10 protein-coding genes are annotated in these 18,981 nt (G+C 39.9%); 3 read left to right on the top strand and 7 right to left on the bottom strand.

The window, feature by feature from the left end:
- Window positions 1-29: 29 nt before the first annotated feature.
- The 7 genes from AXE82_RS07900 to AXE82_RS07870 form a co-directional block, all read right to left on the bottom strand.
- Window positions 30-2,288: a tyrosine-type recombinase/integrase gene (locus AXE82_RS07900; RefSeq protein WP_062333367.1), complete on the bottom strand. Its 2,259-nt coding sequence runs from the start codon at window positions 2,286-2,288 to the stop codon at window positions 30-32.
- A gap of 15 nt (window positions 2,289-2,303) precedes the next feature.
- Complete coding sequence (locus AXE82_RS07895; RefSeq protein WP_062333364.1) at window positions 2,304-3,275, bottom strand: IS481 family transposase; 972 nt, start codon at window positions 3,273-3,275, stop codon at window positions 2,304-2,306.
- A 104-nt stretch (window positions 3,276-3,379) separates the two neighbouring features.
- On the bottom strand, window positions 3,380-6,661 hold the full coding sequence (locus tag AXE82_RS07890) for a type III restriction-modification system endonuclease (protein WP_062333361.1): 3,282 nt from the start codon (window positions 6,659-6,661) through the stop codon (window positions 3,380-3,382).
- Between the two features lie 18 nt (window positions 6,662-6,679).
- Complete coding sequence (locus AXE82_RS07885; protein WP_227713366.1) at window positions 6,680-8,587, bottom strand: site-specific DNA-methyltransferase; 1,908 nt, start codon at window positions 8,585-8,587, stop codon at window positions 6,680-6,682.
- 121 nt (window positions 8,588-8,708) lie between these two features.
- Window positions 8,709-10,604 carry an RNA-binding domain-containing protein gene (locus AXE82_RS07880; RefSeq protein WP_062333358.1) on the bottom strand — a complete coding sequence of 632 codons (1,896 nt, stop codon included), beginning with the start codon at window positions 10,602-10,604 and terminating at the stop codon, window positions 8,709-8,711.
- A gap of 13 nt (window positions 10,605-10,617) precedes the next feature.
- Complete coding sequence (locus AXE82_RS07875; protein ID WP_062333356.1) at window positions 10,618-11,334, bottom strand: DUF4391 domain-containing protein; 717 nt, start codon at window positions 11,332-11,334, stop codon at window positions 10,618-10,620.
- Entirely contained in the window at window positions 11,331-14,051 is a 2,721-nt protein-coding gene (locus AXE82_RS07870) for a DEAD/DEAH box helicase (protein ID WP_227713367.1), read from the bottom strand. The genes AXE82_RS07875 and AXE82_RS07870 overlap by 4 nt, the downstream gene beginning before the upstream one ends.
- Window positions 14,052-14,434: 383 nt before the next feature.
- Here AXE82_RS07870 and AXE82_RS07865 point away from each other — a divergent pair, with 383 nt between their 5' ends.
- From AXE82_RS07865 to AXE82_RS07855, 3 genes are read left to right on the top strand one after another with little or no spacing between them, the layout of a single operon-like run.
- Window positions 14,435-15,976: an ATP-binding protein gene (locus tag AXE82_RS07865; protein WP_062333354.1), complete on the top strand. Its 1,542-nt coding sequence runs from the start codon at window positions 14,435-14,437 to the stop codon at window positions 15,974-15,976.
- Between the two features lie 32 nt (window positions 15,977-16,008).
- Window positions 16,009-16,560 (top strand): hypothetical protein, encoded by a 552-nt coding sequence (locus AXE82_RS07860; RefSeq protein ID WP_062333351.1) that lies wholly within the window; start codon window positions 16,009-16,011, stop codon window positions 16,558-16,560.
- Window positions 16,550-18,766, top strand: coding sequence for a hypothetical protein (locus AXE82_RS07855; protein ID WP_062333348.1), 2,217 nt, complete (start codon window positions 16,550-16,552; stop codon window positions 18,764-18,766). Before AXE82_RS07860 ends, AXE82_RS07855 begins: the two co-directional genes overlap by 11 nt.
- Window positions 18,767-18,981: the final 215 nt, after the last annotated feature.

Raw genomic sequence — 18,981 nt, 5'->3', positions numbered from 1 at the left:
AGTTTTACGATTGAACGTTAATTTCCAACTCATTTTTTCCCCATATCAATGATAGTCTCAATGCTAAAGTTACTGTCATCTTGCAGTAGCACCATATAGGTGAAAAACCGTAGCAAGGCAGAAAACTTAAATTTATACGGTCGTTTACCCTTACTCCTGTTAGCAGTTTGTTGTGGCGGCGATTCTGCCCTAGCTGTTGTGTTGGCTTCTTGGAAGTTAGCGTAGTTAGGATTAGGCACTTTAATCCCAAAATAAATCGTTGGCTTATTTTTATCAAGTTTAAACATTAAGTCTTTAGGCTGGTCTAGACTGTTTAAAGGACTTTCGGACGCATACAGACACCATTTAAGGGTAAAAATCTGTTCGGCTACAGCGATAAAACGTTGAAAGTCATCTAATGCTGTCGGTGTTTTTTTGAATGAAATTGTGGCATGGTTGATGGTGATTTTGCTTGTGGTAAGTGTAATAAACCATTGCCAGTCTTGCGGGTAAGATTTTCTAAACTTGGTGGCGTTTTTTAGCATTTCATGCAACATTCTTCGCTCAATATCATATGACAGCAGTAACGGCAATAGCTTATTTGGGTTTTGCACAAAACGAGAAACCGTTAGTGGGTAAGTTAGGGTCTCGTCTGTGGCAGTTTTTTTACTCATCGATGTGGTGGTGGTATGAATACGGGCAATGGCTTTGGCTCGCTCATAAAAAGTTTGGACAGCTTGCTCGGGGATATGGAGCTTTTGGCTAATCTCGGTATCGCTTAACCCCTGTTCTAAATCACTCAGAAGCGTTATCAATTTATTGATACCATACCGTCGGAACAGTTCCTTCACGTCCGTGGGGCTATCGCTTAAACTATCGGTAATTGCCGTATGACCAAAGGTTAATTGGTTCAAAGGTGGGCTGTGCTTGATTGACAAGGCGTGTCGGTACAGCATTTTTCTGAGTGCCAATAACGTAATCTCGTTATTCACCACCTGCACGTTGTTATCATTAAAATTCTGTGTACTACGCCCTGTTAAATGGGTAATTAACTGCCTTGAAAAAATCGGATTGGCTTTGGTAAGCTCAAAAGTCGCTGTCAAGACCGCAAAGTGATTGTAATACTCTAGCCCCCGTTCAGGTGATAAATGCCCTGCCAAACCCGCCACCAGATACCAACCGAACTGGTTAAAGCCATCCGTTCCTAATAGCGTCATTCGAATATCCATAATGTGCGACTGGCTAAAGCCTGTTAAAGCACTTGCCAACTGGCTATCAGCATTGAGCAGTAAGCTAAAATTGCTAATCGCAGTATGCCGAAAGCCATGAATCGTATGATGCGTGGCTCTTGGGTCAATACGCTGTAAAATTTCATCCAATAAGCGGTTGGGCAAGGTATTTGGCAGTCGCTCATGACTACTAGATAAGGTAAAAACCAACTGGTGTCTGTTATTGCTCCGATTTGACTGTAGATATTCCAGCACAAACGTCAGCTCGGCAGGTAGTAATACCACATTCAGCGGAATACGACGGATACTGACATCAGTTTTTAGGCGACGATGTTGATTGGGGCGAACGATGATGGCTGGCTGACCTTGCTCAATGTTTTCAATATCGCTGTATCTTAGCCCTAGCAGTTCAAGTTTACGCATTCCCGTCCGCATCAGCAGGATAAACAGTGATACCAACATATCCGCTTCGAGCGAATCGACGCATTGGCGTAGTTGTTGCAAAATGGCGTGATACAGCGTTGGCGAAATCCATTCCGCTCGCACTTTTTTATCAGCACTGGCTTCGGGAATATCGACTTTTACGATACCAAATTTTTGATGAGCAAACTGATGCAACTGCTGTAACCGCCCCGCAGGATAGTGTATCGCTTCATTGCCCAATTCAAGGCGTTTAAAATCCAAAATTTGCTCATACACGGTTTCAAAATCTTCCACATCCCAATTAAGTAAATCTTCGCCAAGCGTGTAATACAGCCAGTCATAGCCGATGGCAGAGAGATATTTTTCAGCAGACGCTGTCAAAATGGGTTTCGTGCCAGACAACAGCGAAATTATCCATTCAATAAGAATCTGTTCGCTGATATGGTCAAAGGTGGTCAGCAAACGGGTTAAATCTTCGATATGTAGTGCCAATTTATGTTGCTGAGTCAATCGCTCCACCCCTACCCTTTTTTTGTCATATTTTTTGCGAAAAATTTGGCGAATTTCTGCAATCAAATCGGAATGGCGGATTTTGGCGTGGCTCGCTAGAGCGGTGTCGCTGATAGTTTTTTTGGATGTCGTGGATGGTTGAACCAAGTTTGCTTGTATGATTCATAGAGATCGTTTCAATTTGGCCATCTCTAAATCCACTTTATAATTGGCATTTTGAATACGTTCATCTGATGGGTTATATTGGTTTTGCACCTCATCAGAAAAAGGCGTTTCCTCGCTTAATTCAAAATACCTCTCCATGGGTGTTTTTCCCTTCAAAGCTGAATGTGGTCTTAGCCAATTATAGTAATGCTGCCATTCAGCCAATTGGTCCTGAAGGTTTTCGGACGTGATATCTACGGTTGCATAGAATTCAGTTTTATCAGTCTTTTGAGAACGCTCAACTTTACCATTGAGATGTGGCGAACCTGGTTTATTGGGTCTAAATTTGATGCCATACTCCATCATTTTCTTCTGAACCTTTTCAGCAAAGAATTCAAGTCCACGATCGGTTTGTACTCTTTGAATGGGAAATGGCATTTCCTCAATCACACAATCTAAAAAATCCAGCGTATTGGCTGCCGTACGGCGGTTATAGAGCCTAAGTACCCGATATCTAGTACAGTCATCAATTGAGGTGTATTGATAAAGCCCAGATGCTATTTTACAGGTATCCATTTGGACTCTATCTCCTGGTAGTGGGCGTTCATACCGTAGGTAATCTGCCTTACGACGAAATTTCTTAATCGGTTTGACTTGGTGATTGGTTAATACTTTATGAATCGTCGCCAAAGATAAGGATATTTGATGAAGCCTCATTAGTTCCGTTTGCAAACGTCTAGCTCCGAGATTTCTACTAGACCGCATTTGTAATAATAAATCTTCAATGTGTTGATTAACTTTGGTATTAGGTGATTTAAGCGGACGCTTACTTTGGCTTGCCAAACCCTCAATACCTTGTTCAGAGTATCGCTTCCACCACTTGCGTAACGTTGGTCTTGAAATACCACATCTACGACAAACTAGACCAGCATCATTCGTGTCTTCAAATAATTTAATCCATCCGAGTCTTTGTTGAATTTCTTTGTTCATAGTCTCTGATTATATTGAAATGATGTCTATGAATCATACAATTTAAGGGAAAGGTGAGTTAGGCCCCAAAGACGGCTAACCCACATTACAATGGTGTCTTACACCTATTTCATCCCTACGATTTGCATTAAGCTATCGAAACTATCTACCACTTCATAGCTAACTGGCATTTTTTCAACTTCCGCCAATGTATCCGCTTGCTCAAGTTCGCTATTGTTACCTTGTATCTGTTGCAGTTTGGCAAAAAACGCTTTGGCACTGGCGATTTTTTGTTTTTCGCTCTCTCGCAAGTCTATTTCGCTGGTAGAGCCTTTGGTCTCTGCGACAAAATAGACATGACGAATCTTGTCTTGATTAAAGGCAATCGCCCAGTCAGGGTTATAACCACCAAATGGCGTGGGGATTACAAAGTTCTTGGGCAGTTTGGCATACACTATGACTTCATTAACATGTTGTTCCAATTCTGCCAAGAATTTGCGTTCAACATCCGAGTCTGTTTCCACATACTCCCAAACATGGCGGTTGGCTTTGGTTGCGTTGTCTGATAGCGGAATATTACTCACAAAGATATCGTTACTGTCGTATCGCTCCTGGGTAAGTTCATAGACGATGTTTTGTACAATCAGCTTGGCTTGTTGCTCGTTGATGATACGGCTGACTTCGCTGATAAAGGCTTCGGGGTTGTGTTTAAACTGTGAAAAGACCGCTGAGTTTATTTTACTCAATACAGCAACGACGGTACGACGTGTGAGATTAGTACGGCTTGCCACTTGCCCGATAAGGTCATAGCGAATCGGCGTTTGCACATTGACGCTGTACTGTTCACGGTTAGACTGCACTTGCCCAAAGCTGTCACCTTGTCTGAGTGTGTCGTAATCTAGGCTATCTTTTTGCTCAGATTTTTTGACGGTATAAGTCAATGACTGGACAAAGTTGTTGTTACGCTCACGGCTGACCTTATCAATCTCGCTGATACTTTCGGCTATCAATTTGTCGCTATCAAGCCCAATTTGATAAATAGATTTTTGGTTAATGCGTCGCCATAGGGCTTGGAATTCTTTACGGTTTAGATTTTCTGGGTTGATGGTATTTTTGGGTTTATTGCCATTATTGAACATACCCTTAAGAGCGTCTGGATTGACTACGTTACCGATGAGCTTATGAATCGCACTGGCAAAGGGTTGTAACTCTTCTGGCAGTTGTGGTAATTGGTCATTGTCTTTGTCGTCGTGAAATTTCGCCAACAAATTATCGTCATCGTCGAGATAATTGTTTTTAACGAGATATTTATATATCTGATTGGCGGTACCAGCATCCACCGTCATCTGTCCGCCTAACTCACTCACCAAGGTTTTACCCGTAAAGTACTGTGGATTTGCTTTGCTCGGGCGAGTTGCAAGATTTTCGAGCATCTCTTTTTGTAGATTACCGACAAATTCAGCATAGCTTTCATTGGTAATCACGGTTAGGTTATTGAGCCGATGTACTTCACCAAGTGGTAGATAGCCACTGTCCATGCGTGTGCCATGTCTATCGACTGCAAGTCGCAAGCCACGTCCCACTTCTTGACGGCGAGAGATGACGTTATCCGAGTGCTTGAGCGTACAGATGACAAAGACATTGGGATTGTCCCAGCCTTCACGCAAGGCAGAGTGAGAGAAGATAAACCGCACATTCTTGCGGGCGATTTGTTCATCACTATCCAGCGGTTCGGGGAATGCCAATAACGATTCTTTATCCTTCAAAATCAAATCATAGGCATCGATATCATCAGCGACCAGCACTTTTTCGCCCAGTTCTTCGTCTTTAACGCTTTTGACATTGGGATCGACCATGTGGCGTTTTTTATCAAGGCTAAAATAGCCGTTATGCGTACCTTGAGCAGTGATGGCTTTAAGATAGTCCTGGTATGGGTCATTTGTTAGGTTTAAATCAATGCGTTTGCCTACTTCTTCGCTGTAAGTCTGTTCGAAGATATCAGCATATTCGCCATTCATCGCATTGCCGTCCATGTCGTACTGGCGGTATTTGGCGACTTCATCGATAAAAAATAGACTTAGGACTTTAATGCCCTTATGAAATAACCGCTGTTCGATGTCCAAATGTGAGCGGATGGTTTCTCGGATTTGGATACGGCGTAAGTCTTTATCGTCCACATTACCTTGCCCGATGTGTAGCACAATACCATTGGCAAATTCGATACTGTCCGCTTTGATATTGGTGACGGTGTAGCGGTCTTTGTATTGCTCGGCTTCTTTTGAGATAACAAACAGATTATCGTCTTTTATGACGTTGCGGATTTCACGGCGAAACTCGCCTTTGGTCGATTTGATTTCTAGCTCTAGCCGTGCAACGGGCGCTTTGCTTGAGACAACCACGTCTTGTAAGTACAGATAGCCATTTGTGCCCGTCAAGCCTTTGACTTCAATGCCTTTAACGGTGATTTTTTTGACCAGTTTTTGGTTGTAGGCATCCAGTGCGTCAAGGCGATACACTAGGTTATAGTCACGCTTGTGGGTGGCGGAATAGCGTAGGATAAATAACGGGTTAAAGTTGGCAAGGCTTTGTAAGGTCTTGTCCGCGCCCATTTTTTGCGGTTCATCTAGGATGATAATAGGACGGTTACGGCGTATCACGTCAATGGGACGGCGAGAGCCGAATTCGTCTAGGCTGGCGTAGATTTTGCGTGATGCTTCGTTGTTCGCCCCTTCTTTGATGGTGTTAAAGGCTTGCACATTAATAATCATGATGTTGATACCGCCATCTGAGCTAAAGCTCTCTAGGTGGTGCAAGGCTTTGGAGTCGTAGATAAAGGCTCTTGGTTTTTTGCCATATTCTGCCAGTAGGTCATCCGCCATCATGCTAATGCTTTTGTTCACGCCTTCACGAATGGCGATACTGGGCACGACGATGATAAATTTTGACCAGCCGTATTGTTTGTTCATCTCAAATATGGTGCGTAAATAGGTGTAGGTTTTGCCTGTACCTGTTTCCATTTCGATGTTGAGATTGAGCGGGCTTTGGGTCAGGCTGTCGCCTTTTTTGTTGTCAGCTGTGACAAGCTCGGTGGATTTTGGTAATTGTCTATTGGCTTGCACCGTTTGGATGTTTTTAAGAATTTCATTCAAGTCAAATAACGGCGTATTGGCAAAGCCGATATTTTCATCGTCTAACATATCATAGGTTTGTAAGGCAGAATTTTGCAATATATCAGTTTCGCCAAAATCTAGCCCTGCCTGTTGTGTCACGCGTTTGGGGGTTGGCTGTATGCCCCTATCGAGTGTATAGCGGGTTTGCCCGATAAGCTGCTGTTGTCCACGGAACACATCGACGACGGCTTGCACGGCATCGAGTTGGTAGGCTAAGGGTTTAAAGGTAATTTTCATGTTTTTCTCCTTTTTCCCTTAGATAAAGCGTACATCGGTATGCGGTGATAGTTGTTTAAAGCGTTCTTTGATGTTGGTTTTGTCGCTGTCGGTGGCGATGGCGCGTTCGCTGGTGATGAATTTGAGTGGATTGAGTGCGGCGATGTCATTGACCATATTTGCGTCGATGTAGTCTAGGCTGGCAATCAGTGAGTTACCGCCCACTTGGTAGATGGTGTGTCCGCCAATGGCTGTGCGTTCGATAGGCAAGGATAACGGCACGCCTGTGTCTAGCATAAACTGGAATAGTAGGTCTTCGTCGGTGCGGTCTTCTTTGATGTTGTTTTCGAGTTGGTGTAGTAGGTCTTGGCTGTAGTCTTGGGGGCGGTAGTAGATGTCGTTCATGTTGGTGGTGTCGATTTTGAGTACGCGAAAGCCTGTGTCTAGCTCGTTGATACCTTCCTTGTCGGCATTGTCGGCTTTGATTTTTGCCCCTGCTCGGCGGATGCGTTCTTTGGATATTTCGGCGATGGTGGGATAGCCTGCTTTAAACGCTTCGGATTTTGAATCCGTTGCCTCTGGGATTTGTACCATGATAAATTTGCGGTTGCCACCGTCTTCAGCGTTAAGCTGCATCACCGCATGGGCGGTTGTTGATGACCCTGCGAAAAAATCTAAAACTAAGTCATTTTTTCCTAAGCCTACGCTTAAAATTCTCGATATTAGTCCTACTGGTTTAGGATAATCAAAAGCAACGAATTCAAACAATTTATAAACTTCAGCTGTACCAACATTTCCCTCATCTAAATCATTCCATAAAGTATCAGCAATCTTTCCTTCACTTTCTCTCTCAATCCAATAAGCTTTTTCTGATAGTGTATTTTTTCCAAAATCTAGTCGCCCATCATTTTCTAAGAGTTTTAATTTATCTTTATTCATACGCCACCCTTTTTTAGGGCATTTCCATACTCTTCCATTATTATCTATGTAATCATAGGTCGTTTCTGGTCCAGCCCCACCAGTTTTTTGTAACGGATATAAACGATATTTGCCTCTACCATCATTATCATCTTTGTTATACATTTTGATTGTAGTTTCTGATAATGGCTTATAAACTGTATTAAAACTATGTTTTAGCAAATTTTTTGCGTAGAAAAAAACATATTCAACATTTATTGGAAATTGTTTACTGACTGTTTTCCCACTGCTGTTTTTTTGCCAAATAAACATATTAATGAAATTGTATTGACCAAAAACCTCATCACAAACTTTTCTCAAATTTTGAACTTCATTTTCATCAATTGAAATAAAAATCATGCCATCATCCGACAGTAGATTACGCGCCAATTTCAACCGACTATACATCATCGACAACCAATCACTATGAAACCGCCCATTACGCTCCGTATTCGCCACCAAGCGATTGCCATCTGCATCCACCTGCCCCGACCGCTCAAAAAACGCAGCCGTATCCGCCGCAAAATCATCGTTATAAATAAAATCATTGCCCGTATTGTACGGCGGGTCAATATAAATCATCTTTACCTTGCCCAAGTAACTTTCTTGCAACAACTTCAACGCCTCAAGATTATCCCCCTCGATAAACAAATTCCCCGTCGTATCAAAATCCACACTCTCCGCACGACAAGGGCGTAACGTCTTGGCAATCGGGCTATTTGCCGTCACAATCGCCTCACGCTTGCCCACCCAGTCAAGGCGATAACGCTCTTGCGACCCATCAATCACCGAATGCGACAGCTCTTGCTTAAGTAATTCAAAATCAATGCCACGCTCAAGAATAGCTTGCCCGCTGGCATCTTTTAACACATTGCCTTGTTCATCGGTTTTTGGCTTTTCGGTGATACAGTTGGGGAATAGCTCGGCGATACGCTCGATATTGCTATCGACTAGATTTGGGGTGTGCATTTTTAGGTTTGACGATGGCATGATTTTTTCCTCTTTTGATAATAGTTAGATGTGTATTCAATTACACTGTACACATTACACTGTACATTTTTCTATTTGACTTCACATTACACTGTACATTGAAAATATTGTGAACTTTGTATTATGAACGAATAAATGTTTTGCCTTTATCAGTTGTTATATACGTCTGTCGTCTATCTTTAGGGTTATCGGGATAAGTATAAGCTAAGTATTCATTCTTAACCAAATCAGCCAAATACCGATTTCTCAACCCTTGAAGATTAAGACCCAAACGACGGGCAATCTCTCCAGAAGATAAGGGTTTTTCCAAACATAACTCTAGTATGGTTTTAATTCTTAGACTTTTACCTGTTAAGCCAGCATTCTTATCTGTCAAGCTTTGGTTATTATTAGGGTAGCTCGGCTCGTTATTAGGGTAGCTCGGCTCATTATTAGGGTAGCTTGGCTCGTTAAGACCAGTGCTTGCACCTGCCAAGCTTTGGTCGTTACCTGCTAGGCTATTATCACTCGCCAAGCTATAAACCGCCCATCGTCCGCCTGTCGATACCAGCATACCTTGCTTTACAAGGTGCTGTAACATCTTGGTGATATCAGCAGGATGATTGGGTAATAATGTTTTTAGGCGTTGATGATTGGCTTCATTCTCAAGATAGATAGTTGCTAAGATAGCCTGTTCATCAGTGCTAAGAGCTAAAAACGCTTTGCCATATTCATTTTCTAAATATTGCATGACATCGTTTGGAAACAAGTCATTCATGCTCAATTCAAGCACCGTCTGATAATTAGGCTCTCGTTTCTCATACAAAGATGGCAATTGCCAATGACAAGCTCGCCAACCTGCTAAAATCTGCGGAATCCCCGAACCTGCCTGCTCGCCTGCATTAATAAATCGGAACATCTTATGCAAGTTGCGATTACGGCAATCTGACTCACCACCTTGCAATGATATCTCAATAGGCACACGCATTAGACCAGGGTTACGAAAATAGAAGTGATTGGTGTATTTTACAATCTTGACTGATGCACGGTCACTATAGTCTGCGTGAACCAATGAATTTACCAAGGCTTCACGGATAGCTTTATGAATGGGGGTATCATCCTGCCGTTCACCATTTTTTAACTTAAAAGGGATTTTAAGGTCTTGGGGAAGTTTAGCTGATACTTTACGATAAAAATCGAATAGATTACCACTCCAATTCCCATCGGGTACGATTCTATCTATCCAGCGAACTGTATCATCATCAGATTCTCGCTCTTGGTAATCTAACATATACTCTGGAAAAATCTCATAAATAGCTTCTTGATGTCCGAACATCAGTAGCCCAGCTTTTGTTAGTCCTTGTTCCCCTGTCTCACGATTTTTGCCATAACCACCTATTTTAGTCAAAAAACTCTGGTTATCGTCATCATTCCAAGGTGACGTAGGGTTAAAGTTAGTATAACGTTGCCGATAAGCTTGTAGGGACGTTAAATCTAAATCTGACAACGAAAAATTGGGCAAAATATCACTATCTAGGCTATCTTTAACCTGTTCAGCAATTAACCGTTTGACTTGTTCATCAGGTAATCTAAAATCACCCTCATGCTGTCGAATAAAGGTATTACCAAAGGGATTGCCATCTAAAAATATGGGTTGTTGCTTACGAGTTGCCCTAGGAACAGAGACTAACAAGACCGTCTTGCCTTGAATATCCCATTCAAAAATATTGCTATCTGTGAGTAGGTTGTAGCTCACTTTATTCTTGTTATTGACTGTCTTAAAAATATCATCTTTGATTTGATGAACTCGTTCAATACCTGCTACTTCAAACGTGTTATTTTTCTTAATTTCCTTAACGCCAAGTATAATCACACCGCCATTGGTATTGGCAAACGCACTATAGCTATCCCAAAAACTATTAGGTAATTCTCCTTTACCATCTCTTCCACCAGCAAGCTTACATTCAATATCGACACTTTCTTGAAGTTCTGAAAGGTTATTTTCTGTAATTTGCTGAATAATCTGACTAATACTCATGAATTTTCCAACATTATTTTAATAATTCGTTTAACTGTTTTTGTAGCATTTGCAATTGCAAATTCATCTCCACTTGCCGATTAAACTGTTTTTCTTTATAAATCCGTTTTTGTAACTCGTTGATTTGTTTGGTAAGCAATGCGACTTTTTCGGCATGGGCAATTTTTTCTTCAATACTATCAATTTTTCGAGTCGTTTTAGACAAATTAGTTTCTATATTTGGTATCAAAACGACATTTGGCGACGCTTCATTTGTAGCGAGTAATAATCGCTCAATAAAGTATTCATACAAATCCGCAATTCCAAACACAATCGGTAAATCTTCACGTTGTGTTGGGTCTTGCCAATCCGTGGCATAGTATTTGCCTAAGACGACTTTTTGGCTATCCGCCTGGCTTTGACGCTTATAAGTTGCGATAACTTTGATTTTATCCTCAAAGACAATCTCAAAGATAATCGGTGATGGTATCAGCTTATCAATAAACTGTAAGACTTCATTATCAATGCTTTCAACACGACTAATAATACTAAATATTTGAATTTCTCTAACCGTGTCGCTATCGGATAGATTGATAGTCTGTGGCGAGAGTTTATATGCCCAGCGAATACTCTCTACTTGCTCCACAAACAAGCGTTCTATACGGTGGTTGGCACTGCCTTGTTGGTAAAACTTATTTTTTGGGATAATTTTATCAACACTTGCGGTCATAGGATAGTGATACAGCATCATGGTGTACCACACCCATCAATCAATGCGATAAACCCAATTAACTCAAAATCATTCACGCCTGATACATCATCAACCAATGCACTGGTCGTCATCCCTGAGAATAAACTATCAATGTCTTTTTCGGCTTTGACGGTTTGGATACTGGCGACTGCTTTATCCAGTAGTGCCGAATATTGGTGCATATCTCGCCCATCATCGGTACGCTGGTTAAACAATTCATAAGCGGATGGTAATGGTTTGTCCAAATGACGACAAGCAAGGCGTGCTTTGTCGAGTAGCTGTTTTGACTGGGTATAGTCGCTGATGATTTCGCCATCCTCGCTGACATATACCAAAAAGTAGGGATATAACCGATTGGCGGTCAGATGACTGGATACTTCTTTGCCAAGTCGTTGCCTTGCTTCAAGTACAAAAATCACGCCAGCGGGCAGGTTATCTTGTGGACGAGCAGGCACGACAGCATGCAGGCCTTTGGGCAAACGCTTAATATCAGGATTTTGTTCAAGATAACCTAGCAAATCCATACGAAAATCATTGAGTCCAAGGTCGGTAATTGCGACCCCCGTATTAGCATCTTCTAGGTCTAGTACTTCATTTTGCAGTTTTTGTAGTTGCTCACGACGATAAGCAATGTCATTGGCTTTGGCGGATAGAATATTGTCATCACCTGTACTGGTCATATCCACAATCACCATACGATTTTCGACACGCTCACGCAAATTGATGTACTCATCTAGACTGATATCTGGCCAATAATTTGCCAGTTGTATCACGCTATTTGGCGAACCAATACGGTCAATCCGTCCAAAACGCTGAATAATACGCACAGGATTCCAATGGATATCGTAATTAACCAAATAATCACAGTCTTGCAAATTTTGTCCTTCGGAAATACTATCAGTGGCGATGAGTAAATCAATTTGACGTGGCTCATCAGGAAAAATGGCGTTTTTTTGTTTTGAAATCGGGGAAAATAACGTCAATAACCCTTGCATATCATAACCTTGTCGGCTATTGGGCATAGTCTTAATCGTAGATTTGGTATGACTACCTGTGACCAATGCAGTATTGATAGCAAATTTTTCGAGCATCAAAGGGGCAAGATATTGGTATAAATAGTCTGCTGTATCGGCAAAGGCGGTAAAAATAATCATTTTACGATTATCGGTATTAATCGGGTTTTCAACCTTTTGGGTGATATGTTGGACTAAATGTTGAAGTTTGGCATCGGCTTGTTCATTGATAGAGCTAATTGAGCGTAAAATACCATCAATCACTGCCAAATCAGTGTTTAAGTCTGTTTGCCAACGTAACAAATCCATGTCTTCAAGATGAATTTTGAGTTTTGAGCCGATTAAATCTTCTGGATGAAGATTTTCACCGTTTTCATCTTCGTCATAGCCAATGTCTGGGGAAATACTGACTTCATCATTTATTTTACGTTTTTTATAATCATCGATTTGCGATAGCACGTTGTTAATATTGGATTGTAATACAGTCAAAGTCAGTCGAAAGGCATGAATCGAGCTTTCTAACCGTTTGAGTAGATTGACTGTCATTAATGCTTGCAGACTCTTCTCACGGTCGGCTTGGCGAAAACGTCCACCACCTTGCGTTTGCGTATCAAAGATGGCTTCATACTTGGCAAGCTTACTATCCAAAATATAACCGACAGGAGCGTACACCGCCATACGAATCAGCGATAAATCTTGATAAAGCTGATTGAGCGAAACGGCTTGTTCGTCAGTTGAAATGTGGGTTCTAAACGATAATGGCTTAAGCCTTTGTGGAAACTGTCCGATGTCCTTTGTGTCATAAAAACTTTGGATATGTTTGCGTGAGCGGGCAATCGTAACACTATCCAATAACTTAAAAAAATCAAAATCGAGTAGATTGAGAATGGCAGATGTCGTACGCTCTTGTGGTGAGAGTTTTGCCCAGACATTAAAACTGGCTTGAGCCCTGCGAAAAATCGTCTCAATATCACGTTCAGTATCGAGTTTGCTATCGATATTTTGACTCTCGCCCTCATAGGCAAGTGCTAGCTGATTTTTTAAATCATTAAAACGATTATTCACAGGGGTAGCAGATAACATCAATACTTTTGTTTTGACCCCTTGACGAATCACTTGATTCATCAAACGGTCATAACGGGTTTGCTTATCCTTAAAAAACTCTCGATTGCGAAAATTATGCGACTCATCAATCACAACAAGGTCATAATTCCCCCAATTGACTCGTGACAAATCAATACCTAGTGTCTCGCCACGTGTGCGGGATAAATCCGTGTGGTATAGAACATCATAACTAAATCTATCTTTAGCAAATAAATTGGTTACCACATTGCTATTATAATTTGTCCAGTTTTCAGCCAGTTTTTTGGGGCAAAGCACCAATACGCTTTTATTGCGTAGTTCATAATATTTGATGACAGCCAGAGCGGTAAAAGTTTTACCCAAGCCGACACTATCCGCGAGAATACAGCCGTTATAAGTTTCTAATTTGTTGATAATACCCTTTGCCGCATCTTTTTGGAAATTAAACAGTTTTTTCCAAATTAGTGTTTGTTGAAACCCCGTTAAGTCATTGGGTAATACATCTTCATTAATCTCTTGCAAAAAATCCTTAAAGATATGATAGAGCATTAAAAAATAGATACGTTCTGGTGAGTTTTCTTGATACACAGACGCAATATGGCGAAACCCCGACCTTGGCAATGACGTACACCTAAAATACTTAAATTTACATTAAGCTGAATCCTTTCATTTAAAAGGGCTTCAGCTTTTTTATTGTCTTTATTATTTCAAAATTTTAGTGTATATTTAGGTATATTAGATAGTTTTCGGTCACGTTAATTTTGCTGTATAAAATCAAAAGTGACACCGACCTATATCTGCCCCACCCTATTTCTAAAAAAATCTTAAATCTTTTTATTTATTTATATTTAATATTAAATTTACTTAATATAATAAATAATTGGTAATATACTATAAATTAATTTTTTAAATATAATAAAAAATTATAAAGTTATATGGATGCTTTAAATTGATTAAGTAATGCTAAAATAATTGTACTTGTCTTTAATCATATTGAGTTCACTATGAAGAAGCTATTTCCAAAAGGAATACAAACTTTTGCTGATATACGCAAGGGTAATTACTATTATGTTGATAAAACATCCTACATTATTGAACTACTCAAAGAAAAATTTGTATTCTTATCTCGCCCCCGTCGATTCGGTAAAAGCTTAACACTTGATACGATTGCTGAACTTTTTTCAGGCAATAAAACCTTGTTTAAAGGGCTATATGCCGAGAATCATTGGAATTGGCAGAAAACTTATCCTATTATTCGTATCGACTTTGGACTTAATACCAGTCTTAATTACGAGTATTTAACCAAAATACTGCATGAGCAAATTAGTGAAATCGAGCGTGAGTTTGGGATTGAGCGAATTTATGAGACTTATAGTGGTCGGTTTGGCTATTTGTTAAAAAGAATTGCTGAACAGTATCAAAGTCAAGTGGTGGTACTGATTGATGAGTATGACAAGCCGATATTAGATAATATTACTGATGAAGGGCAAGCCGTTTTAGTCAGAGATATTTTGCGTGACTTTTATGGGTCAATTAAAGCAAGCGATAGTTATATTAGATTTAGTATGCTGACGGGCGTATCAAGATTTAGCAAAATTAACCTATTCTCAGGGTTAAACAATTTAACGGATATTACCTTATTAGAAGAATTTTCTGGATTATGCGGTTATACCCAGTCTGAGCTTGAAACCGTGTTTGCTCCTGAACTTGAAGGTATTGATTTAGCCAAGGTCAAACATTGGTATAACGGTTATAACTGGACAGGCGAATCCGTTTACAACCCTTATGATATTTTGTTGTTCTTGTCTAATAGCAGAAAAATGTTCAAGGCTTATTGGTTTGAAACGGGTTCACCAACATTTTTGATGGATATGTTATTACATAAACATATTGATATTACTAGCTTACAAGGGATTGATAGCAGCGAGCAAGTCTTATCACAGTTTGAAGTAGGTAATATCAGTCCAATTGCTCTGATGTTTCAAACAGGCTATTTGACGGTTGATAAGGTTTTACAGCTACCCTTTGGCGTGCGTTATACGTTCAAATTTCCTAATATTGAAGTGCAACAAAGCTTCAATCAAGCAGTTATCTATAAGTTCCTACCGACACAAGCTCCTCAAATCATCCGTATTCAAAGTCAATTGTATCAAAATCTTGTGGATGATGATTTGGCAGGAATGTTTGTCACCATTCAAAGTTTTTTTGCAGGCATTCCCTATAATTGGCATAGCAATAACGATATCGCCCATTTTGAAGGCTATTGGGCAAGCGTTTTTTATGCGTATTTTGCCAGTATTGGTTTGCATATTAATGTCGAAGAGCCTACCAACAACGGTCGTATGGATATGACGGTGTTTTTTGCTGACCGTGTGTATATTTTTGAGTTTAAAGTGATTCGTCAGTCTAGTGATAAAGGGTCAGCACTTGCTCAAATTCAAGATAAAAAGTATGCCCAAAAGTATCAAGGGTTGGGTAAGAAAATTTATGAGATTGGCGTTGAGTTTGATGAAAAAAGCTTAGAAGTTGGATTTGAAGTCATCTAAATGAAAGTTGGGTTTCTAGCTGAGACAGATAAATGGCAAAAAACACATCAAAAATAACTCACAGAATCACCACCAAAACTCTGTCTGTAACGACTGAAAATTTTGTTGTCCATCCTTCGGTAGTTAAAGCCTTTCAAATTTACTGTGAAAACTTCCCTACTCCTTCTGCTCACCAAAATTCGCATAAGCCCTTGATATTTGACGTGATAAAAGATGATGACAGATTTTATTTTTTTGATAACTTTGCTGAAGTGGTACTAGTCAATGATGACACCAATGTAACAATTAGACCACTTCGTTTGTCAAATATCGACATTGAAAGAAGGGCTTGGGCATCTTTAAAAGCTGATTTTTATGCACTTAAGCCTATCAATCCCAAAATTTTTAATGAGCTTAAGCAATATATGCCAAAAAAAATTGCTGAAGAACTATTTGGGGGCAATATGACAATTGAAAAAATTTTAGCTGATTTGCAGTTAGAACGTCATCATTATGATTATCAAGCCAAGTTACAACGAGAGCATCGGCAATATACTTTTCCATTATTTTCCCAATTAATTCAAGAGGCTCTAGATGGATATTGATAAATTAATTGCTGTCCTATTGCCAAAGCACGATGACGAGTATGTGCAGTCGTTACGAGACTTTTTTCTGACGGTTACATCTATTACTGATTCTTCATTTGTCGGTTTTGATATTACGGATAAATCGAATGTCATATTGGAACCTAAACAGTTAAAAGAGATTTTTGAAAGTTACAAAGGCAAAACTACGAAGGAGAGTTATGAAGTTAAAGCATTTCTTGCTAGTAGCTATGTTCTCACACCATTTGATATAAAAAATCCATCATTGGAGTGGCAATGGATATCTAAGCTTTGCCACCTTTTACTATATTTTGCTAATAACAAGTTGACTCGGCGTATTAGCGAAACCAGCGTTGAAGCAAGAAAGTGGCTTACACCCAAGTCTAGTTATCAATCGCTTTGGCAAAGTTGTTATACCACTTGGCAGGCAGATACACTGGAACGAACCTATCGAAATGTTCATCAACAACTACAAATTTTTGAAAACGCTAATCACCCAAATTTATCAAAACTACAGTCAATTTATCGTACGCTTGAATTCGCTTATCATCATCGCCAACCCATTACTCGAAAGGCTCAAGGTAGAAAGAGCCGAGCAAAACCAAAAATTGACGAGAGCTATACCCAAACGTTGGCTGTCAATGATATTGATGATGATACCGATAAATTGGTAGAGGTTAGAGAGATTGAATCAACGCAGAATGATATTGATGCGTTGCGCGAGCGTCTTGATAATAATTTGCCTACTTACGTCGTTCTTGAGCAACGTAGCCTAAAAGCAACCGAAAAATTCTCCCCAAAACAAATTCAGCTTCGAACCAAGGCGAAAGTTTCCCATGCTAACCGCAATGAGCTATTTAGTCTGATCAACATTCGTCATTTACCGCCTTTCGTGATACAAAATGTCTGTAGTAAGCTGTGGCAATATTTTCATCAAGCAGACATCAAGAGAGATAAAAAGCGCGCTGTGGCTTATTTACTGCTTTCGTTACACACCGGTTATTCGATACAACAGTTATCCGTCGATATTAATAATAATGAGAAAAAAATTGTTGATGTTAGTAATCGAACTCAACAATTTGATTTTTTTATAAAGCTTGATATTACCCCATTGCGTATTCGGCAGGTAGGTATTGAGAATGTTCTAGCAAATCGCTTGTCATCAATAAAATTACCGCTACCTCCTGAGTTAGCGAGTTTTTTGGCATATAAAGGTGAGCCGATGGCACAATGGATTGAATCGGTCATTGGTGATTTACGTCACGAATTGGATCTACCATACCTGAGCTTAGCCCGTATCGAAAAGTCACTTTATACCTTGCTTATTTATAAAATTACGACCACACAGATTGCTAGTATTATTACAGGCAGAAATGCTCGCAAACGTGCTGACCTATCGTATACCTCTCTTAAACAAATACAAATTTTCGAGGTTTATCAACAAGCGATTGCACTGCTGAATCAACGTAGTTGTTTAGATTTAAGTTATTTCAGCACTAAGCCAGATGCTGATTTTCGTATCGGTAGCCAAAATACGCCTGAATATTTATTGGTAAGACGCTTCTTTGAGCATTTACACAAACAGCTTATTACCCAGACGCATTACATTGATAAGTTTAATGCTTATAGCTTATGGCTCTGGCATGTGTCGCTAATTCTAACTTCTGTTCGTGCGGTGGAAGGTGCACCTGGCTTTTTGAAGCAATTTAATCTAAGCCGAAAAATCGCTTGGATTCAAGACAAAGAAGAACGTGCCACCACCAATGCCCAACGTTTAGTACCAATCTGTGATTTTCTGGTTAAAGCAATACAAGATTACTTAGAATTTTTGTCAGAATTTTCTGCCAAGTTTGGACGATTAAATCCTGCATTAGCTAAACAGATTGAGCAAATTCTACAATCTAAACGTCCTTTAATTAATTGGTTAGATACTAAGGGCAACATGGAAAGTATGCGACCTGGCATTATTCAAAAACAATTAGCAGAGCATTTTAAGTTTAAAGCAGATTGGACACGCCATGTTGGACAACGATTTTTGCTAGAGCAGCAAGTTGATGAAGCCATCATTTCGGCCATATTCGCGCATGAGATGTTTGGACAAGAAACATGGCAAAAACATTCATCAATGAGTGTAGGCGATATCATCGCGGTTCGGCATGTCTACGATGATTTAGCTCGAAAACTCCAATTACAGCAGATTGCGTGATAGCTCATTGGAAGAATTAAGGTATGTGGTAAGCGAGTTTAGTTGAATTTAGGTAATAGACCATCTCCATCAGCAATAACACTCGAATATATGTCGAAATTCTATCAGGAAATCGACATAAGCAGTTTTCATGTCGATAGGATCGACACTAAAATACGATATGTCGATTTTTAGCATGAAAATCGACATATCCATTCTGATATGTTTATACTATC

It is taken from the genome of Moraxella osloensis, from assembly GCF_001553955.1.
Lineage (GTDB): Bacteria > Pseudomonadota > Gammaproteobacteria > Pseudomonadales > Moraxellaceae > Faucicola > Faucicola osloensis.
Note: the sequence above shows the minus strand (reverse complement) of the source record. Positions and strands in the feature narration are given on the sequence as shown.